The organism is Micromonospora sp. NPDC048894, from assembly GCF_040649765.1.
Lineage (GTDB): Bacteria > Actinomycetota > Actinomycetes > Mycobacteriales > Micromonosporaceae > Micromonospora > Micromonospora antibiotica.
On record NZ_JBEZFY010000001.1, the window covers coordinates 112767 to 131950 of the forward strand.

Sequence of the window (19184 nt, forward strand, 5' to 3'; positions counted from 1 at the left end):
GAACCCGCGGGTAACCGAGGGGCCCCGGTGTCCGGCCTGAGGTCTACGCTTGCCAGGTGACTGTGGGGCAGCAGGCTAGGGGCAGCGCAGGCAGCGCGGGCCGGCGCCGGTCGAGGCGCGACGAGATCCTGGAGATCGCGGTCGGGCTCTTCGCCGCCCGTGGCTACCACGGGGTCTCCATGGACGACATCGGTGCGGCGGCCGGGGTGACCGGCCCGGCCCTCTACCACCACTTCGCCGGCAAGGAGGCGATGCTGGCCGCCGCGCTGATCCCGGTCAGCGAGGGGCTGCTCGACGGCGGCCGGGACCGGGCCGCCGGCCGTCCCGGCGACCCGCGCGGTGCGCTGGAGTCGCTGATCGACTTCCACGTCGACTTCGCGCTGGCCAACCCGGCCGTGATCGCCCTGCACCTGCACGAGCTGGACCGCCTCCCGGACGAGCCGCGCCGCCGCATCCGCAAGCTCCAACGGTTGTACGTGGAGGAGTGGGTGACCGTGCTGACCGCACTGCACCCCGGGCTGCCCGACGGTGAGGCGCGGGTGCTGGCACACGCCGCGTTCGGCCTGATGAACTCCACCCCGTTCCTCGGCGGTGAGGTGGACCGGCGGCGTCGGGCGGCGCTGCTGCGGGCCGCCGCGCTGGCCGCCCTGCTGGCCGAGACCGACTCCTGACCGGAGCACCCCTCTCCTGCCCGGGCCACCCCCGACACTCCTGCCCGGGTCGTGGCCGACGGCCCGATCGTGGTTTCCTGGCATCCGTCCGCACCCCTGGACGTCGAGCAACCGTCCCCACCCTGGACGCTGGAGGAAACATGATCGAGTCGCTGTTGGTCGCCAACCGGGGCGAGATCGCCCGCCGGATCATCCGTACCGCGAAGCGGCTCGGCATCCGTGCGATCGCGGTGCACTCGGAGGCCGACGCGGACCTGCCGTTCGTGGTCGAGGCCGACGAGGCGGTGTGCGTGGGACCGGCGAACCCGGCCCAGAGCTACCGCAACGTGGAGGCGATCCTCGCCGCCGCCGATTCCACCGGCGCGCAGGCGGTCCACCCCGGTTACGGCTTCCTGTCGGAGAACGCCGACTTCGCCCGTACCGTGCAGGCCCGTGGGTTGATCTGGGTCGGGCCCGGCGCGGACGCGATCACCGCGATGGGTGACAAGATCAACGCGCGGAACCTGATGGCGGCGGCCGGGGTGCCGGTCGCGCCCGGCACCACCGAACCGGCCGCCGACCTGGCAGCGGCGGTCGCCGCCGGCACGGAGATCGGCTACCCGGTGATGGTCAAGGCCGCCGCCGGTGGTGGCGGGATGGGCATGCAGGTGGCCGCCGACGAGGCCGAGCTGCGCACCGGGTACGACAAGGTCCGCGCGTTCGCCGAGCGGATGTTCGGCGACGGCTCGGTGCTGATCGAACGCTACTTTCCCCGGGTGCGTCACGTCGAGGTGCAGATCCTCGGCCTGGCCGACGGCCGGGTGGTGGCACTCGGCGAGCGGGAATGCTCGGTGCAGCGGCGCAACCAGAAGCTGGTCGAGGAGTCCCCCTCCCCGGCGGTGTCACCGGAGCTGCGGGCCCGGTTCCTGGCCGCCGCCGTGCGGGCCGGCGAGGCGGTCGGCTACCGCAACGCGGGCACCGTCGAGTGCCTGCTCGACCCCGCCACGCAGGAGTTCTTCTTCCTGGAGATGAACACCCGGCTCCAGGTGGAGCACCCGGTGACCGAGCTGGTCTACGGCCTCGACCTGGTCGAGGAACAGCTGCGGGTGGCGGCCGGCCTGCCGCCGACCTTCGACCCGGACGCGCTGGCCCCGCGCGGGCACGCGATCGAGCTGCGGATCAACGCGGAGGACCCGTTGCGTTTCCTGCCCGGCCCCGGCGTCATCGGCACCTGGGTGGAGCCGACCGGTGCGGGGGTACGCGTCGACTCCGGCTACGTCGCCGGCAACACGGTCACCCCGTTCTACGACAGCCTGCTGGCCAAGCTCGTCGTCAGCGGGGCGGACCGGGCCGAGGCGATCGAGCGGGCCCGGACGGCGGTGGCCGACTTCGCGCTGGCCGGCCCGAAGAACAACCTGCCCTTCTTCACCGAGCTGTTGACCAACGAGGAGTTCGTCTCCGGCGACTACGACACGGGCATCGTCGGCCGGATGCGCTGACCGGCGGCGGGCCTGACCTGTCCGGCCCGGTCAGGTCAGGCCCGCCGGATGCCGCCCGGCGGGTACGGCAGGGGCGTCGGCCGGTGCGTCGGGGTGCCGACGACGTCGAGGCGGGGCGTCACCGGGTCGATCCGGGGTGCGCGGTGCCGGCCGGCCGGGGCGTCGTTGGTCGGGGCCGGGCCGGCGGGGAAGTGCCCCGGGTTGCGGTCCTTGCGGGCCAGCCCGTCGAGCAGGGCCGCCTCCCGTCCCGGCGGGTCCGCCGGGTGGTTGCCCCGATCGGGCAGCCGGTGCGGGTGACCCTTCGGGGCGGTCCGGTTCGCGGCCTTGAGGGTGGCGCGGAGCAGGTCGTTCTCGGCTTCCCGGGCGGCCAGCGTGCGCCGCAGCACGGCGTTCTCCGAGCGGAGCTGGGCGATGATCCGGCCGGCGTCGCCCGTGACGGCCGCCCCGTCGGGGGTGGTCGCCTGGTGCCCGGGGCGGTACGGTTCGGTCCGGGCGTCGGTCGGTCGGCGATCCGTCGGCGGCTCACCCCGGGCCGCCTCGTAGAGCCGCTCGAAACGGCTCAGGGTGGCCGCCCGGTCGGCAGCCGGGACGGTGCACTCGACCACCATCACCACGGTCTGCCACGGCGGGCCCTTCGTCTCGGTGGTGAAGTGCCGGGACAGCCGCTTGCGCCAGGTGTCCCGGTCCCGGCCCGGCCGGTTCCGGCAGATCCGTTCGGCCAGCCTGCTCCAGGTGTCGACCGTCCCGATCTCCGGGGCCCGTTCGACCAGGTCACGGACCGCCAGGGCGTACTCGGCCACCGCCGGCGACCCGTACCGGGCCGTGTAGCCGGCGGCCAGGTGCTCGCGTGGGACGAGCCAGTGCCGCTGGTGCCGGCCCCGGGCCGGGGACGGCGTGCTGGTGTGGGTGGCCATGGGCGGACCTTTCGTGCGGGGCTGTCTGACGCGGGAAGGTATTCGTACCCTCCATCCGCAAATCGTGAGCGTCCCGGCCTGTGTCCGTGGTCAGTTTCTGGCCGGGTGGTTGTCCGGGTAGCACCGGACGCCGTCCGGGTTGGACGGTCCCGGTCCCGAGCCGGCGGTCGGTGTCCCGTAAACGTCGTCGTACGGTCCACTTTGGCCGCCCACCCCGGGACTGCCCGGCCAGAACGGCGTACGGGCGTGGCCCGGCCCGTCGTTGGGCCCGTCGTGCGACCGGCTCCGCCGTCACACGCTCGCCGACAGTCGGCCGGCACACGCACGGTGGAGCCGGACACGTCACCCGGCGGTGGAGACGCCATCGCCGGTCAGGTGGCCTGGGAGCGGAGAACATGGGAAGCGGAAGACTGACCGACGGCGCGCGCCCGCGCCCCGACCGTCGTCGGCTGGGCCGGAGCCTGCGGTCGATGTCACTGTTCGTCGAGGGCGCGGTGGCGATGGCCCTGGTCCTGGGCCGGGAGGACGCGGCGGCCTCGGCGGGCGCGGTCGCGGCGGTGTTGCGCAGCGCCGCCGAGGTGGTGGAGGGGTCGTCGGGCCGGTGATCTCGGCCCGACAGCCGGGGTGGCGTGGCGGCGGTGGGCGGCGTGGTGGTTCCCTGGAGGGACCACCGGTCGTCCGGCGTCGCCGGTCGTCGTTCCCACGAGGGGCGGCGGCCCGGGACGACCCCCCGGCGACCCGATGTCACAGCGAGGTGACCATGAGTCAGATGCCAGCGGCGGTGTCGATCCGGGAGGTCGGGCCGCGCGACGGGCTCCAGAACGAGGAGCCGATCCCCACCGGGGCCAAGGTGCGGCTGCTCGACGCGCTCTCCGGCACCGGGGTCCGCCGGATCGAGGCGGTGTCGTTCGTGCACCCCAGGGCGATCCCGCAGATGGCCGACGCCGACGAGGTGTGGCGGCAGGCCGGGAAGGTCGACGGGGTGCGCTACTCGGCGCTGGTGCCCAACACCCGGGGTGCCGAGCGGGCCCTGGCCGCCGGTTTCACCGAGATCGAGGTGGTGGTCTCGGCCAGCGACACGCACAACCGGCGCAACGTCAACCGCTCCACCGACGAGTCGCTCGACGACATCGCCGAGCTGATCGACCTGCTGCACGGGGCGGGCGCGCGGGCCGAGGTGATCGTGGCGACCAGCTTCGGCTGCCCGTACGAGGGGGACGTCGACCCGGGGCGGGTCGCCGGGATCGTCGAGCGGGTGGTCCGCGACGGCGCCGACCGGGTCGCGTTCGGCGACACCACCGGCATGGGTACGCCCCGACGGGTCCGGGAGTTGGTCACCGCCGTCCGCGACCGGGAGCCGGACGTGCCGGTGCTGCTGCACTTCCACAACACCCGGGGCACCGCGCTGGCGAACCTGCTGACCGCCCTGGAGCTGGGGATCACCGAGTTCGACGCCAGCGTCGGTGGCCTGGGCGGCTGCCCGTACGCGCCGGGGGCGAGCGGGAACCTGGCGACCGAGGAGGCGGTGCACATGCTGCACGACATGGGCGTCGACACCGGCATCGACCTGGACGCGCTGATCGGGGTCGCCGAGTTGGCCGAGGAACTGCTCGGCAAGCGGCTGCCGTCGGGGGTGCTGCGGGCCGGTCCGCGTACCCGGCTGACCGCCCGGCCCTGACCGGGTCGGCCGGGACGGATCGGCCCGACGACGCGGGAGGGGCCGGCGTGGTGCCGGCCCCTCCGTCGGGTCGCTTCGCGGGTCAGCCCACGCTGAGCAGGCCCGGCCAGCTGTCCTTGAAGACCTGGCTGCCGGTGCTGCTGCGGCGGTCGTTGGCGCTGAGGGTGCCGGCGAACAGGCTGCTGACCCGGTTCGCCTCGGTGGTGCTCGGGTACGGGTTGGTGCAGCTGGTGCCGGCGCTGCCGCCCGACATCAGGATCGAGCAGTTGCCGTTGTAGTTGTCGGGCAGGCCGAGGATGTGCCCGATCTCGTGGGTCATGATGCGCAGCGGGCTGTACTGGGCGGCCTGCTGGGTGTCGATGTAGACCCGCCCGTTGCCGAGGCTGGTGCGCTGGGCGTACGAGCCGCCGCCGGTGATCTGGTAGATCCGCAGGTTGGTGCCGCAGTTCGCGGTGAGCGTCAGGTTGGTGGTGGCGTTGTTCCAGATCGAGGCGGCCTGGTTGGCGATGCCCGCGTAGCTGGGCGCCTGGCTGGTGTTGTAGCAGATGGTCATCGCGGCGGAGGCGGGCGCGGGGTTGGCGACCGTGAGGCCGAGGGTCGCCGTCGCCGTCGCCAGGGCGGCGACGGCGAGGCGCTTGATGCGTGAGTTCATGACTCACTCCAATCCGGAGGGGGTGTCTGGAGCGTAGTCACATCGATAGTTGAGTATCAATATCCAGAGCGGAAGTCGGTCGGGTGGTCGGGCGGGGGCCGGATGCGCTAGCCTAACGATCGTTCAGGCTGGTCGGCGCGTCCACGACGCCGACGGCGCGTGTGGCGGTCGGGCGCGTCCACGGGGCGCGGGCGAGGGGGTCGGCGTGACGCTCGACGGTGCGGCACTGGAGCAGCTGCGCAAGCGCGCCCGCTCCGGCGGGGCCGACAAATACCATGCGGCGAACGCCGGCAAGGGCAAGCTCTTCGCCCGGGAGCGGGTCGCCATCCTGGTCGACGAGGGCTCGTTCGTCGAGGACGGCCTCTATGCCAACGCGCTGGCCGAGGGGCTGCCCGCCGACGGCGTGGTCACCGGCACCGCCACCATCGACGGCCGGCCGGTCTGCCTGATGGCCAACGACTCCACGGTCAAGGCCGGCAGCTGGGGCGCGCGCACCGTCGAGAAGATCATCCGGATCATCGAGCGGGCCTACTCGACAGGCGTGCCGATGGTCTACCTGGTCGACTCGGCCGGCGCCCGGATCACCGACCAGGTCGACCTCTTCCCCGGCCCCCGCGGCGCCGGCAAGATCTTCTGGAACCAGGTCCGCGCCTCCGGGGCGATCCCGCAGGTCTGCGCGTTGTTCGGGCCGAGCGCCGCCGGTGGGGCGTACATCCCGGCGTTCTGCGACGTGGTGGCCATGGTCGAGGGCAACGCCAGCATGTACCTCGGCTCCGACCGGATGGTCGAGATGGTCACCGGGGAGAAGACCACCCTGGAAGCGATGGGTGGGGCCCGGGTGCACTGCGCCGAGTCCGGCGTCGGGCACTTCCTGTGCAAGACCGAGGCCGACGCGCTCGACGTGGTGCGGGACTACCTGTCCTACCTGCCGTCGAACTGGCAGCAGCAACCGCCGGCCGCGCCGGCCGTCGCCGCGCCCGCCAAGGCCGACCTGGCCGCGCTGGTGCCGGCCAGCGAGCGGCAGGCGTTCGACATGCGTCGGTACGTCAAGGGCCTGCTCGACGACGGCTCGTTCTTCGAGATCCAGGCACTCTGGGCCAGGGAGCTGACCATCGGGTTCGGCCGGCTGAACGGCGAGGTCGTCGGCGTGGTCGGCAACAACTCGATGTTCAAGGGCGGGGTGCTCTTCGTCGACTCGGCCGACAAGGCGACCCGGTTCGTGCAGCTCTGCGACGCGTTCAACGTGCCGCTGCTGTTCCTGAGCGACGTGCCCGGGTTCATGGTCGGCAGCGTGGTGGAGAAGCAGGGCATCATCCGGCACGGGGCCAAGATGATCACCGCGATCTCCGAGGCGACCGTACCCAAGATCTGTGTGGTGGTGCGCAAGGCGTACGGCGCGGGCCTGTACGCGATGGCCGGCCCCGGCTTCGAGCCGGACGCGACGATCGCCCTGCCCACCGCGAAGATCGCGGTGATGGGTGCCGAGGCGGCCGTCAACGCCGTCTACGCCAACAAGATCGCCGCGATCCCCGACGAGGCCGAGCGGGCCGCGTTCGTCGCCGCCAGGCGGGCCGAGTACGAGCGGGACATCGACGTGGTACGGCTCGCCAGTGAGCTGGTGATCGACACGATCGTCGAACCGCACGAGCTGCGCGCCGAACTGGTCCGCCGGTTCACCGCCGCCCGCAGCAAGGACCGGCACTTCTCCCGCCGCCGGCACGGTGTCACCCCGGTCTGACCGACCGCCGCCGGTGACCCGCCTGACCGGTCGGCACCGGACCGCCGCCCGGTCACTGCCCGCCGGGCCACCGCCACCACCGTCGACCGGGACCGACCGGTCGTCCAGCCGATCCGCCGTCCCCGGCGTCACGAGCGTCCGGGGGAGGCAGCCGCACAGGAGGAACCGATGGACTTCCGGCTCAGCGAGGAGCACGAGGCGCTGCGGGAGAGCGTGCGGGACTTCGCCCGCGACGCCGTCGCCCCGGTGATCGCCGAACACTACGAGCGGCACACCTTCCCGTACGAGATCGTCCGGCAGATGGGCAAGATGGGGCTGTTCGGTCTGCCCTTCCCCGAGGAGCACGGCGGCATGGGCGGCGACTACTTCGCGCTCTGCCTGGCCCTGGAGGAGCTGGCCCGGGTCGACTCCAGCGTGGCGATCACCCTGGAGGCGGCGGTCTCCCTCGGCGCGATGCCGATCCACCGGTTCGGCACCGACGAACAGAAGGCCCGGTGGCTGCCGAAGCTGCTCAGCGGCGAGGCACTCGCGGGATTCGGGCTCACCGAGCCGGGCACCGGCTCGGACGCGGGCGGCACCCAGACGCGGGCCGTCCTGGACGGCGACGAGTGGGTGATCAACGGGTCGAAGGCGTTCATCACCAACTCGGGCACCGACATCACCGCCCTGGTCACCGTCACCGCGGTCACCGGCACCAACCCGGACGGCTCGAAGGAGCTGTCCACCATCATCGTGCCGTCGGGGACCCCCGGCTTCACCGTCGCACCCGGGTACTCGAAGGTGGGGTGGAACGCCTCGGACACCCACGAGCTGACCTTCGACGACTGCCGGGTGCCGGCCGGGAACCTGCTCGGCGCGCGGGGTCGGGGCTTCGCCCAGTTCCTGCGGATCCTCGACGAGGGGCGGATCGCCATCGCAGCCCTGGCCGTCGGCCTCGCCCAGGGCTGCGTCGACGAGTCGGTGAAGTACGCGAAGGAGCGCCAGGCGTTCGGCCAGCCGATCGGCAACTACCAGGCCATCCAGTTCAAGATCGCCGACATGGAGCTGAAGGCGCACACCGCCCGGCTGGCCTACTACGACGCCGCCGCGCGGATGCTCGCCGGTGAGCCGTTCAAGCGGCAGGCGGCGATCGCCAAGCTGCACGCCAGCACCGTCGCGGTGGACAACGCCCGGGAGGCCACCCAGATCCACGGCGGCTACGGCTTCATGAACGAGTACCCGGTGGCCCGGTTCTGGCGGGACTCCAAGATCCTGGAGATCGGGGAGGGCACCTCCGAGGTGCAGCGGATGATCATCGCCCGCGACCTGGGCATGTGACCGTACCGCCCGGGCGGGTGGGGCACCGCGCGGCGACAGCGGTTTGTCGGGTATCCGCAGCCCTTCGTCAGTAGGCCGACGAAGGGCTGCCCGGCGTCGTATCCCGACCGTACCCTTCCTGCCCATGACCCCGGATCATGATCACTCGCCCGGCGTGGGTGGTCGTACCCCGATCGGGGAGCTGGTGCGGTCCCACCGCCTGGCCGCCGGTCTCACCCAGGTCGACCTGGCGCAGCGGGCCGGGGTCGGCGTGCGGACGGTCCGTGACCTGGAACGCGGCCGGTCGCACCGGCCGCAACGCACCACCACCGAGCTGATCGCCGGGGCGCTCGGCCTGACCGGCCAGGCGCGGGCCGGCTTCCTGGCCAGCGCCCGTGGCCAGGCCCTCCCCGCCCCGACCGCCCCGGGTGGCGGCGGCCCGCCGCACCGACCGGTCGTCGGCACCGTCCTGCGGGACCTCGACCTGCCGGGTACGCCGATGGCGCTCCCCCCGGCGGTCGAGCTGATCGGCCGGGAACGGGAGCTGACCGAGCTGACCGGGCTGCTCACCGGCGACGGCTGGCCCCCGGTGCTGAGCCTGGTCGGCCTGGCCGGGGTGGGCAAGACCGCGCTCGCCCTGGCCGTGGCGCACGCGGTGGCGCACGCCCACCCCGGCGGGGTGGCCGGCGTGCTGGTCGGCACCGGCTCCGACGGCAACGACGTGCTCTCCGCGGCCTGCGCGGTGCTCGGCGCGGCCCGGCTCGCCGAGTTGGCCGCCCGGCTCCGGGGCCGCCCGGCGCTGCTGCTGGTCGACGCGGTCGAGCGGGCCCCCGACCCGGTGGCCGAGGTGCTGCACCTGCTCGTCGCGGCGGTACCCACCCTGCGGGTGGTGGTGACCGGACGACACCCGGTCGGCCTCCCCGGTGAACTCGTCCGCCCGGTGGCCCCGCTGGAGGTGCCCCCGGCCGACGTGGTCGACCCGGACGAGCTGGCCCGCTGGCCGGCGGCGGCCCTGTTCACCACCCGACTGACCCGGGTCCGCCCCGAACCGCCCGGCCCCGACGAGCTGCCCGCCCTCACCGCGCTGGTGCGTCGGCTCGACGGCCTGCCGTTGGCGATCGAGCTGATGGCGGCCCGTGGGCGGATCCTCGACCTGCCCGAACTGCTCGACCGGTACGGCGACCGGGTGCTCGACCTGGCCGGCCCGGAACTCGGCGGGCGGGGTTGGGAGGCCGCGCCGTCGGGTCGGGCCGGCGAACCGGCCCGCACGACGGTGGCGGTGACCCTGCGGGAGGCGGTGGCCACCAGCTACCGGCTGCTCGACGACGGGGAACAGGCCGCCCTGCGTCGACTCTCGGTCTTCGCCAACCGGTGGTCGGTGGAGCTGGCCGAGGAACTGCTCGCCGACGACGTCGACCCGGATCCGGCGACGGTGGTCGATCCGGTGCCCCTGCTCGACCGGCTGGTCGAGTTGGGCCTGCTCAGCGTCCGGGGTGCCGGGTCGCTGCGGTTCCGCCTGCTCGACGCGGTCCGCGAGTACGCCGTCGAGCAGGCCGCTGGCCGGGGGGAGTTGACCGCCGTACGACGCCGGCACGCGGTGGTGATCACCCGGCTGGTGACCCGTACCGCGCCGGATCTGGTCGGCGCGCGACAGCCCACAGCCGCCCGCCGGCTCGACGAGGCGACCGGGGACATCGGCGCGGCACTGGCCCACGCCGCCGGGGACGACCCGGTCACCGCGCTGCGGTTGGCGGCCCGACTGACCCGCTGGTGGCGGATGCGGGGGCGGGACGTCAGCGGTCGGCAGTGGCTGCGGCGGCTGCTCGCGGACCCGCGTACCGCCGATGCCGATCCGGTCCTGCGGGCGTGGGCGCTGCTCGGGGTGGCCCGGCTCGCCGCCGAGCACGGCGCTGCGGCACAGGAACTGCCCGCCGCCCGCGCCGCGCTCGTGGTGCTCGCCGGCCGGGCCGACGTGGCCGGTGAACTGACGGCACGGATCGTGCTCGGCACCCTGCTGGTCGCCACCGGGGGCTACGACGAGGCGGCCGAACAGGCGCACGCGGTGCTGACCCTGGCCACCCGGCACGGCCGGACCCGGGACATGGCCGTCGCCCAGCACCATCTGACCTGGCACGAGATCCGCCTCGGTGACCTGCCGGCCGCCCGACGTCGACTTGCCGCGGTGGACCGGCTGGCGGCCCAGTGCGGGGAGCCCCGGCTGCGCCTGCTGGCCCGCGCCGACCTGGCCGAGGTGGCCCGGTTGGAGGGCCGGCACGGCGACGCGGTGGAGCAGGGTCGGCGGGTGGTCGCCGCGTTGGTCGGGGTGGGGGACCCGGGGCACCGACGGCGGGTGCTCGGCACGGTGGGCCTGGCGCTGGCCCGGTCTGGCCGGGTGGACGAGGCGGCCGAGGTCCTGGCCGAGCTGCGCTGCGACGGTCGTCCGGGGCCGTCCGGGACCCGGACGGCGGCGGAAGCGGGGACGGTGGTGGGTCGTCCGGCCGGGGGTGGGCCGGTCCGGGCGGAGGAGGGGGTGTGCGCGTTGATCGAGGGCACGGTGGCGCTGCACCGGGGGGACCGGGAGCTGGCTGCGGAGTGGTTCGCGGTGGCGGTCGCCGCCGGGGAGCTCGGTCAGGACCGACGGGACGTGATCGAGGCGCTGGTCGGGCTGGCCGCGAGCACCGGTTCCGCCGAGGTGCGGCAGCGGTTGGCGCAGGTGTGCCGGCGCAGCGGCATCCGGCTGCTGCCGGAGGAGGAGAACCTGCTGGCCTAGGTGCGGGAAAGCCCGTCGGTCGAGGCGCGGGAACGCCCGTCGGTCGAGGCGCGGGGGTGGCGCGAGCGAACAAGCCCCCTGGTCAAACCCCTCGCTCAATCGCTCGCGCCGGCACCCCCCGGTGCTCCCCCCGCGTGATGAAGGCTAGCCAGCCGGGACATCCGATTTGTGGGGATCGGCGAGTGTGCGTCCGGTGGGTCGAACGGGTTCTGCCGCTTTTTCTGCCGGTGGGTCGGCCGGGCCCCTGCCGGCGGGTCAGCAGGCGGACGTCGGCTCGTCGGTGGGTGCCTGGTCGGTGCTGCCGGCGGTCGCCCCCGGGTGGACGGCGTCGCGTACCCGGCGCAGCCCGTCCAGCATCGCGGCCAGGGTCTCGGGTTCGAGCTGGCCGGTGAACCACTGCTCGATGATCCGCAGGTGACCCGGCAGGGTCTCGTCCAGCCGCTGCATGCCGGCCGGCGTGACCACCGCGTACGAGCTGCGCCGGTCGGACGGGCAGGCGCGACGGCGCAGCAGCCCGTCGCGTTCCATCCGGTCCACCACCCGGGTGACGCCGCTGGTGGACAGGGAGGTCTGGGCGGCGAGGTCGGTCATCCGCAGCTGGTTGCCCGGGGAGCGGGCCAGGCGCATCAGCACCTCGAACTCGACTGCGGAGACGTCGTGTTCCTCGTACTGCGCGGTGAACCGGGCGGTGAGCCCGGCGTGCGCCTCGACCAGGAGGCCGACGGCGGTGATCCGGGGGTCGTCGAACACGTTTTCGTTCACCAGGCCATCCTAACAGTGCTTGACACGGGGAATATTGTTGCGGCTATAGTTGCTCAGGCAGTCGTTGGGCTACTAAACAATCTTCCCCGGAGGGCAGTTACATGACCAGCACCGAGTCGGTTACCCGCGACTGGGACGGCCTGACCATTCCCGCCGCCGGCACCTACCTGCTGGACGCCGCGCACAAGCGGGTGGGCTTCGTCGCCCGGCACATGATGGTCAGCAAGGTACGCGGCGAGTTCGCCGACGCGACCGCCACCATCACCGTCGCCGAGGACCCGTTGCAGTCCGCGGTCACCGCCACCATCCAGGCGGCCAGCATCAACACCGCCCAGGCGGACCGGGACGGCCACCTGCGCAGCCCCGAGTTCCTCGACGTCGAGCAGTTCCCGACGCTGGAGTACCGCAGCACCGCCGTGAAGTCCCACGACGGCAACGAGTTCGTCCTGCTCGGTGACCTGACCATCAAGGGTGTCACCCGTCAGGTCGAGCTGGAGGTCGAGTTCGAGGGCGTCGGCCGCACCCCGTTCGGCACCGACGTGTTCGGCTTCACCGCCAGCACCGAGATCGACCGTGAGGAATTCGGCCTGACCTGGAACGTCGCCCTGGAGACCGGTGGCGTGCTGGTCGGCAAGAAGATCAAGATCGAGATCGAGGGCGAGGCCATCCGGCAGGCCTGAGCCACCCCGTCCTCGCGCCCCCGCTCTCCACGAGCGGGGGCGCGACGCGTACGGGTGTGGATTGTCACTGACCGGCGACGGCGCTCCCGGTGCCGGGGCGACGGCGGCGGGGTAGAGAAGGCGGCAAGCGCATACCCGGTGGGCACTGGCCCCGGCGCGTGGGCGCTCTTACCGTTGTGGTTCACACTGCGCACCGGGACGCTCACCGTCCCGGGCGTCTCACGCCGGGAGGAAACAATGGGTAGGGACGTCGAGCAGGGCGCCTTCTCCCGGGAGGACCGGATCCGCTACCGGCAGAAGGTACGGCGGTGCCTGGACGTCTTCGCGTTGATGCTCGACGACTTCGGCTTCGACGCCGACCGGCCGATGACCGGCCTGGAGATCGAACTCAACCTGATGGACCCGGACGCCGAACCGGCGATGCGCAACGACGAGATCCTCGCCGCGATCGCCGACCCGCTCTTCCAGACCGAGCTGGGACAGTTCAACCTGGAGCTGAACGCGGCACCCCGGCTGATCGAGGGGGCCGGGTTCGCCAACTACGAGACCGACCTGCGCAGCAGCCTGGACCGGGCCGACGAGCGGGCGGCCAAGTCGGACGCCCGGATCGTCATGGTCGGCATCCTGCCCACCCTGACCGAGCAGCACCTGGTGGCCGACAACCTCTCCACCAACGAGCGCTACCGGGTGCTCAACGACCAGATCGTCGGTGCCCGGGGCGAGGACATCGAGCTGGACATCCGGGGGGTGGAGCAGCTCCGTACGCACACCGACTCGATCGTCCCCGAGGCCGCCTGCACCAGCCTCCAGTTCCACCTCCAGGTGGCCCCGGACAGCTTCGCCGACTATTGGAACGCCTCCCAGGCCATCGCCGGTGTCCAGGTCGCGGTGGGCGCGAACTCGCCGTTCCTCTACGGCCGCCAACTGTGGGCCGAGACCCGGATCGCGCTGTTCCAGCAGGCCACCGACACCCGCCCGGACGAGCTGAAGGCCCAGGGGGTACGCCCCCGGGTGTGGTTCGGTGAACGCTGGATCACCTCGATCTTCGACCTGTTCGAGGAGAACGTCAGGTACTTCCCGCCACTGCTGCCGATCTGCGCCGACGAGGACCCGGTCGAGGTGCTGCACGGTGGCGGCGTCCCGCAGCTGTCCGAGCTGCGGTTGCACAACGGCACCGTCTACCGCTGGAACCGCCCGGTGTACGACATCATGAACGGCCGTCCGCACCTGCGGGTGGAGAACCGGGTCCTGCCGGCCGGCCCGACCGTGGTCGACATGCTGGCCAACGCCGCCTTCTACTTCGGGTTGGCGCGCGGGCTGGCCGAGTCGGACCGGCCGATCTGGAGCCAGCTCACCTTCAGCTCCGCCGAGGAGAACTTCCACGCCGCCGCCCGACGGGGCATGGACGCGGTGCTGCACTGGCCCCGGCTCGGCGAGGTGCCGGTCACCAAGCTGGTCCTCGACACCCTGCTGCCGAAGGCGGCCGTCGGGTTGGACCGGTTCGGTGTCGCCCCCACCGAGCGGGACCGCCTGCTCGGCATCATCGAGCAGCGCTGCCGTACCGGCCGCAACGGCGCGGTCTGGCAGACCGAGACGGTGTGGGCCGCGCAACGGCACCGCAACCTGGACCGCGACGCCGCGCTGCACCACATGGCCAACCGGTACGCCGAGCTGCAACGCAGTAACGAGCCGGTGCACACCTGGCCGGTCGGCTGATCCCCTTTTCCCGCCTGCCCTTTTCCGCCCCGCCCCACCCCTTCCGGTGCCCCGACGAGTCGGAGGGCCGGGAGAGACGCGGGTCGGAGAGGGCCGGGAGAGACGCGAGCCGGGAGAGGGCCGGCATCCGGGAAGGTCAGGGGGTGCGGCGTCCGGGGCGGGGCCTGGGCACGCCGGGCGGGTCCGCCGGCAGGCTGGCCGGCGACCCGGTGTCCTGCTCCGGAGACCCACTGGCCGGCAACCCGCCGGTCGGAGACCCACCGGCTGGCAGCCCACCGGCCGGCGGAGCCGTCGGGGCGGCCCGACCCCGGCGGACCGGCCGGGCCCGTCCCACCGCCGAGGGCGTCGGCTCCCCGACCGGGGTGTCGGTCGGGGTGGCCGGGGGGTCCGCCGGGGCGGCCGTGGGATCGGCACGTGTGTCCGGGTCGACACGGGCGTCCGGGTTGGCCTGAGCGCCCACGTCGGTGCGGGCACCCACGTCGGCGCGGGCGTCCTGGTTGGCCCGCGCGTGCTGGTCCGCAGGGGCGTCCAGGTCCGCAGGGGCGTCCACGTCGGCGCGGGTGTCCGAATCGGACGGTGGGACCGGATGGGTGTCGGCCGGCCGGTCGTCCAGCTCGCCGGTGCGGGGGTGCGGTACGGATGCCGTCCGCGCGGCGGCACGCCGCTCGGCCCGCTGGGCGAGCGAGGCCACCAGCACCGACCCGGCCGCCCCGACGATGACCGCGTACGGCGCGACGAGGTGGGCCGAGACCTGGGCCGGCGAGATCGTGGCCAGCCGGGGGACGGCGAGGAAGTAGGCGACGGCGACGAGCAGCGGGCCGGCGGCACCGGAGACCACCGCACCGAGTCGCAGCTCCGCCCTACGGGCGGCCCGCCGGGCGGCCAACGCGCCGATCAGCAGCGCCGAGCCGAGGGCGAGCAACGCTCCTGGCCAGTAGAGGTGGTCCCGCAACCAGAAGCGGGGGCTGTCCTGGGCGATCTGCCAGATGCCGAGTTGGGCGCTGGTCAGCCCCCGTCCGGCGAGCACCCCGTCGACGACGGAGACCACGGCCAGCAACCAGAGCCAGCCGACGGTGGCGGTCACGTTCGTCGCCGCGGCCCGGGAGTGCAGCGTCCACACCGCCACCACCAGCCCGATGAGTACGCCGACCCCGGCGTATCCGGCCGCGACGGTCTGCGGCGAGAAGGTGTCCGGCACGGAGGCGGCCCGGGACGGCACCGCGACCAGCAGCACGGTGATCAACGCGCCGACCGCGCCCGCCACCGCGAGGGTGACCCGGTGCAGGGCACCGCCGGTCTCGACGTCCGTACCGCGTTCGTGCAGCCGCTGGGCGCAGACCGCCCCGCCGACGGTGGAGACGGCGGCGATCCAGGTCGCCCAGGCGAGACTGGCGAACCAGGACGGCTCGGTGGCCCCGACGTCGACCGGTGCCCAGTTGATGATGCCCAGGCCGTAGCCGAAGCCCAGTTGCGCGGCACCCACGCCGGCGGCGACGCCCACCGCCGTGAGCACCGATCCTCCCCAGCTCCGTCCCGCCATGCCGGGACTGTAGCGTCCCCTGGTCGGGGCGGCGAGTCGGACGAGCGGCGGAGCACGGCCGGTGACCGGTGGGCAGCGGCCGGTACCGTCTCGGGGACGAGGCGGGAGCGGCATGGACGACGAGTACACCGAACAGGACACTGCGGAACGCGACCGGCCCGGCCGGGGCAGGCTGCTGCTCGGCGGCACCCTGGCGACGGTGCTGCTGGCCGCCGTCGGTGGCACCGTCGGGTGGGTGCTGGCCGACCCCGGTACCCCCGACACGGGGGCCACCCCGGCGGCGGCGGGCCCCGGACCGGTGAGCCCGTCCGCCGCGCCGACCACCGCCCCGCCGACCACCGCGCGGGCCACGACGCCCCCGCCGCCGCCCGCCGCGACCAAGGGTGGCCTGACCGTGCCCCGGCTGGTCGGTCTCGATTTCGAGAAGGCGCGCGACGAACTGCACGACCGCAAGCTCGGCTGGCGGCTGGTCTTCGGCACCGGCTCCGGGCGGACGGTGGTCCGTACCGTGCCCGCCCAGGACACCTCGGTCCGGCCGGGCACCACGGTGCGGGTCGAGGTCAGCGGGCCGGCCCCCGAGGTCGAGGTGCCGGACCTGGTCGGCGAGGACTGTTCGGACGCGGCCGACGAGCTGGGTGACGTCGGCCTGTTCCCCCGGTATCCGACCGGGAACCGGGGCGAGGTCACCGCCCAGGTGCCGGCGGCCGACGCGACCGCGCACTGGAACGACGCGGTGGCGATCTCCTGCGGTGACGGTCCGACGCCGACGGCCGAGGCGACGCCGACGGGGTAGGGGGCGGGTCGTCGCGTCCATCCCGGTGGATGGTGCCTCCGACCGTTACGTTGGGGGCCGAGGGCCACGACCGTCTGGCCGGCCGGGGACACCGACCCCGGGTCCGGGGCCTACCGCCCGCCAGGTGGCGAGAGGACGTGCGATGAGCGACGACCGCCAGGAGCCACCCGCCGACGACGCGACCCGCCCGCTGCCACCGGCACGACCGGGGGCCGGTGGGCCGCCCGACGCCACCGCCCGGCAGGAGCCGGTGGACGCGACCCGTCCGTTGCCGCCGGTCGGTGGCGGGCCGGCCGGTTCGCCGGTGTGGTCCGGGCGGGCCGGGGTGCCACCGCCGCGTCCGGACGAGCCCCGGGAGCCGGCCGAGTGGTACGGCGAGGATCAGCGCGGCCGGCGCTGGTGGACGCCGATCCTGCTGGGCGTCCTCGGGTTGCTGCTGCTCGGGCTCGTCGGAGCAGGGATCTGGCTGGCCCTGCGGGCGGTGGATTCCCCGTCGGACGAGACACCGACCCCACCGCCGACCGCCCCGACCACGACCGCCCCGACCCGTGCCCCGACGACGAGCGCGCCGACCACCGCAGCGCCGACGACTCCGCCGACCACCCCGCCGACGACCGGCCCCGCCGCCATCGCGGTGCCACCCCTGGTCGGGCTCTCCCAGGAGACCGCGGAGAACCTGCTGGGTCGACTCGGCCTGTCCTCCCGGGTGCAGACGCGGGAGTCGGACCGGCCGGCCGGCACCGTCCTGTCCACCGACCCGGGGCAGGGTGAACTGGTGTCGCCGGGGGACGAGGTGACCCTGGTGGTGGCCGCCGAGCCGACGGCGTCGCCGACCGGGGCCGGCACCGCCACGCCGACGGCCAGCCCCACCGGGTGACGGTTCCGCCGCCGGCCCGGGTCGAAGTCCGTCGCCGCGCCACCCTGCCGTCTGGGGCCTACCGGGCCCGTCGGGGGCTCACCACATCCGGCGTCGGGTGCCCACCAGACCCAGACCGGCCAGGGAGATGGCCAGCCCGAGCAGACCGGAGTAGAAGAGCGACTGGGCGACGGTCTGCGGGTCGTCCGAGGGACGTCGGGGCTCGGTGAGCGTGGACGTGCCGCCGCCCACCCCCGACTGCGCGCCGTTCGGGTCGGCCATCGGTCCGGCGGCGGCGTCGGCCGGTCCGCCGTGGCCAGGGTCGCCCGGTTCGCGGGGGGCGGCGTCGGCCGGTCCGTCAGGGCCAGGGGCGGCCGGTTCGCGGGCGGCGGCGTCGGCCGGTGCTCCCGAACCTGCGTCGGCCGGTGCGGCGGAGCCGGGGTCGGTGGGCGCGGCGGGGTCGCCGGCCGGGAGGTCGCCCTGCCCGACCACGGTGATCTCGGGCGCCGGTACCGGCTCGGCGAGCCGGGTGGCCGATGTGGCCGGGTAGTGGGTCACCACCGCGACGGTGATGACCGCGCCGATCAGGGCGAGCAGTCCGAAGGCGTATCGGATACGGGACCTGTGGTGCCGCCGCGCGGCGGGCAGATTGACCATGGCCATCCCAGGTTCAGGGGCCGGAACGCGCGGGGTGGAGACGTTCGCCGGGGTGGGCGTACCGAGTCTATGGCGGCGGTACGCCCTCCGACCTGGTAATCGGGGAGTCAGCCCACCGCGATCGGTGCGCGGTTGACCGGCCGGCGCGAACGGGCGGGGTGCTGACGGGGCACGGTCGCCGCCCGGAGCTGGGTCAGTCCGGCCTGCTGGACGAAGATCGACCGGCGGCTGACGGCGTCTCCCGACGCGTTCAGCTGGTAGCCGTCAAGCCAGAGCCAACCGTCGTACGTCGGCCAGTCGAGCACCCGGATCACCCGGAAGGTGATCGGCCTGAGGAACTGCACGCTGGCGGCACGCGTCACGTGCAGAACGTCACCGGAGCGGGGAAGCACATGGGCTCCTGGGAGGGTATGGCCGGCGTCGCGGGCCGGCCGGTGCGGAACGGGGACGAGGTGCGGGTCCGGCGACGGGGTTGTGCCTCGCGGGCCGGTGCTCGATGTGGTGCTGGTCGGGCCGTACCCGCTGGTGGTGGATCGCCACCCGACCATCACCCGGCTGCTCACGGGTGTTACCGCTCCCACCGCCGCAGCCTCCGGGCGTGCAGCGGTGGGGTCATCAACCCGAGGCAGGCCTCGATGACACAACTGGTCCGGGGCGCCCGCCGGCCCGTCCGCTCCCCCGGCAATGATCACTCGGTGAGATCGGTCGAAAGCGGTGAGTTACTCGAACCATACGGACAGACTGCATCAGCGTCGTGCTAGATGCAAGTTGCACGTCGACTTTTGCCGATACGTGAGTGCGACACGTGAACCGGGCGCTTGATCACGCCGACTCCGGGGCGGCACACTGGACGCCGGTTCCGCCCGCCGCGGCCGGTCGGCGACCGGGCTCCACCCCTGCCGCGAACGATGCCCGCCGCCCACGGTCGCGCCCTTGGCGGTAATGGACGCGGGCGCGATCGACCGGAGGTAACCGGGTGGGCC

Annotated in this window: 16 protein-coding genes and 1 pseudogene; 11 read left to right on the plus strand and 6 right to left on the minus strand. The window is 73.7% G+C overall.

All coding sequences use genetic code 11. From position 1 onward, the window contains the following. The first annotated feature begins 56 nt into the window (after positions 1–56). Positions 57–671, plus strand: a complete 615-nt coding sequence (locus AB0C22_RS00530) for a TetR/AcrR family transcriptional regulator (protein ID WP_208565207.1) — start codon at positions 57–59, stop codon at positions 669–671. A 140-nt stretch (positions 672–811) separates the two neighbouring features. Next, positions 812–2149 carry a biotin carboxylase N-terminal domain-containing protein gene (locus AB0C22_RS00535; protein ID WP_357532720.1) on the plus strand — a complete coding sequence of 446 codons (1338 nt, stop codon included), beginning with the start codon at positions 812–814 and terminating at the stop codon, positions 2147–2149. Positions 2150–2184: 35 nt separating this feature from the next. Here AB0C22_RS00535 and AB0C22_RS00540 read toward each other — a convergent pair whose 3' ends face one another. Then, on the minus strand, positions 2185–3063 hold the full coding sequence (locus AB0C22_RS00540) for a hypothetical protein (protein WP_357532722.1): 879 nt from the start codon (positions 3061–3063) through the stop codon (positions 2185–2187). A 470-nt stretch (positions 3064–3533) separates the two neighbouring features. Here AB0C22_RS00540 and AB0C22_RS00545 point away from each other — a divergent pair, with 470 nt between their 5' ends. Then, positions 3534–3668, plus strand: a complete 135-nt coding sequence (locus tag AB0C22_RS00545; protein ID WP_255597796.1) for a hypothetical protein — start codon at positions 3534–3536, stop codon at positions 3666–3668. Between the two features lie 164 nt (positions 3669–3832). After that, on the plus strand, positions 3833–4741 hold the full coding sequence (locus tag AB0C22_RS00550; RefSeq protein ID WP_219470496.1) for a hydroxymethylglutaryl-CoA lyase: 909 nt from the start codon (positions 3833–3835) through the stop codon (positions 4739–4741). 82 nt (positions 4742–4823) lie between these two features. Here the strand turns inward: AB0C22_RS00550 and AB0C22_RS00555 are convergent, their stop codons facing one another. Next, complete coding sequence (locus AB0C22_RS00555; protein ID WP_219465429.1) at positions 4824–5393, minus strand: snapalysin family zinc-dependent metalloprotease; 570 nt, start codon at positions 5391–5393, stop codon at positions 4824–4826. A 205-nt stretch (positions 5394–5598) separates the two neighbouring features. On the opposite strand from AB0C22_RS00555, the gene AB0C22_RS00560 reads away from it, so the two are divergent. From AB0C22_RS00560 to AB0C22_RS00570, 3 genes are all read left to right on the plus strand, one after another. Next, entirely contained in the window at positions 5599–7131 is a 1533-nt protein-coding gene (locus AB0C22_RS00560; RefSeq protein ID WP_219465431.1) for an acyl-CoA carboxylase subunit beta, read from the plus strand. Between the two features lie 168 nt (positions 7132–7299). Further along, the gene (locus tag AB0C22_RS00565) at positions 7300–8448 is read left to right on the plus strand and encodes an acyl-CoA dehydrogenase family protein (RefSeq protein ID WP_357532725.1); all 1149 of its coding nucleotides are present in this window, start codon (positions 7300–7302) and stop codon (positions 8446–8448) included. A 124-nt stretch (positions 8449–8572) separates the two neighbouring features. Beyond that, a complete protein-coding gene (locus tag AB0C22_RS00570; RefSeq protein ID WP_219465434.1) occupies positions 8573–11197 on the plus strand; it encodes a helix-turn-helix domain-containing protein in 2625 nt (874 codons plus the stop codon). 255 nt (positions 11198–11452) lie between these two features. Here AB0C22_RS00570 and AB0C22_RS00575 read toward each other — a convergent pair whose 3' ends face one another. Continuing rightward, complete coding sequence (locus AB0C22_RS00575; RefSeq protein ID WP_219465435.1) at positions 11453–11959, minus strand: MarR family transcriptional regulator; 507 nt, start codon at positions 11957–11959, stop codon at positions 11453–11455. 101 nt (positions 11960–12060) lie between these two features. On the opposite strand from AB0C22_RS00575, the gene AB0C22_RS00580 reads away from it, so the two are divergent. Together AB0C22_RS00580 and AB0C22_RS00585 are read left to right on the plus strand one after the other, a co-directional pair. After that, positions 12061–12639, plus strand: a complete 579-nt coding sequence (locus tag AB0C22_RS00580) for a YceI family protein (protein ID WP_208565216.1) — start codon at positions 12061–12063, stop codon at positions 12637–12639. Positions 12640–12876: 237 nt separating this feature from the next. Continuing rightward, a complete protein-coding gene (locus AB0C22_RS00585) occupies positions 12877–14355 on the plus strand; it encodes a glutamate--cysteine ligase (RefSeq protein ID WP_219465436.1) in 1479 nt (492 codons plus the stop codon). Between the two features lie 658 nt (positions 14356–15013). Here the strand turns inward: AB0C22_RS00585 and AB0C22_RS00590 are convergent. Continuing rightward, a pseudogene (locus AB0C22_RS00590) lies at positions 15014–15895 on the minus strand (hypothetical protein); the annotation flags it as partial. Positions 15896–16007: 112 nt separating this feature from the next. Here AB0C22_RS00590 and AB0C22_RS00595 point away from each other — a divergent pair. Continuing rightward, the gene (locus AB0C22_RS00595; protein ID WP_219465438.1) at positions 16008–16688 is read left to right on the plus strand and encodes a PASTA domain-containing protein; all 681 of its coding nucleotides are present in this window, start codon (positions 16008–16010) and stop codon (positions 16686–16688) included. Positions 16689–16830: 142 nt separating this feature from the next. Then, on the plus strand, positions 16831–17565 hold the full coding sequence (locus AB0C22_RS00600) for a PASTA domain-containing protein (RefSeq protein WP_219465439.1): 735 nt from the start codon (positions 16831–16833) through the stop codon (positions 17563–17565). Positions 17566–17643: 78 nt separating this feature from the next. Here the strand turns inward: AB0C22_RS00600 and AB0C22_RS00605 are convergent, their stop codons facing one another. Together AB0C22_RS00605 and AB0C22_RS00610 are read right to left on the minus strand one after the other, a co-directional pair. Further along, positions 17644–18207: a hypothetical protein gene (locus tag AB0C22_RS00605; RefSeq protein ID WP_255597797.1), complete on the minus strand. Its 564-nt coding sequence runs from the start codon at positions 18205–18207 to the stop codon at positions 17644–17646. A 101-nt stretch (positions 18208–18308) separates the two neighbouring features. Then, positions 18309–18593: a hypothetical protein gene (locus AB0C22_RS00610; RefSeq protein WP_219465440.1), complete on the minus strand. Its 285-nt coding sequence runs from the start codon at positions 18591–18593 to the stop codon at positions 18309–18311. Between the last annotated feature and the right edge of the window lie 591 nt (positions 18594–19184).

Coding starts and splice junctions, on each gene's coding strand:
- AB0C22_RS00540 (WP_357532722.1), bottom strand. CDS start 3,063: ATGGCCACCCACACCAGCACGCCGTCCCCGGCCCGGGGCCGGCACCAG.
- AB0C22_RS00585 (WP_219465436.1), top strand. CDS start 12,877: ATGGGTAGGGACGTCGAGCAGGGCGCCTTCTCCCGGGAGGACCGGATC.
- AB0C22_RS00555 (WP_219465429.1), bottom strand. CDS start 5,393: ATGAACTCACGCATCAAGCGCCTCGCCGTCGCCGCCCTGGCGACGGCG.
- AB0C22_RS00580 (WP_208565216.1), top strand. CDS start 12,061: ATGACCAGCACCGAGTCGGTTACCCGCGACTGGGACGGCCTGACCATT.
- AB0C22_RS00550 (WP_219470496.1), top strand. CDS start 3,833: ATGCCAGCGGCGGTGTCGATCCGGGAGGTCGGGCCGCGCGACGGGCTC.
- AB0C22_RS00595 (WP_219465438.1), top strand. CDS start 16,008: ATGGACGACGAGTACACCGAACAGGACACTGCGGAACGCGACCGGCCC.
- AB0C22_RS00565 (WP_357532725.1), top strand. CDS start 7,300: ATGGACTTCCGGCTCAGCGAGGAGCACGAGGCGCTGCGGGAGAGCGTG.
- AB0C22_RS00605 (WP_255597797.1), bottom strand. CDS start 18,207: ATGGCCATGGTCAATCTGCCCGCCGCGCGGCGGCACCACAGGTCCCGT.
- AB0C22_RS00570 (WP_219465434.1), top strand. CDS start 8,573: ATGACCCCGGATCATGATCACTCGCCCGGCGTGGGTGGTCGTACCCCG.
- AB0C22_RS00545 (WP_255597796.1), top strand. CDS start 3,534: ATGTCACTGTTCGTCGAGGGCGCGGTGGCGATGGCCCTGGTCCTGGGC.
- AB0C22_RS00535 (WP_357532720.1), top strand. CDS start 812: ATGATCGAGTCGCTGTTGGTCGCCAACCGGGGCGAGATCGCCCGCCGG.
- AB0C22_RS00600 (WP_219465439.1), top strand. CDS start 16,831: ATGAGCGACGACCGCCAGGAGCCACCCGCCGACGACGCGACCCGCCCG.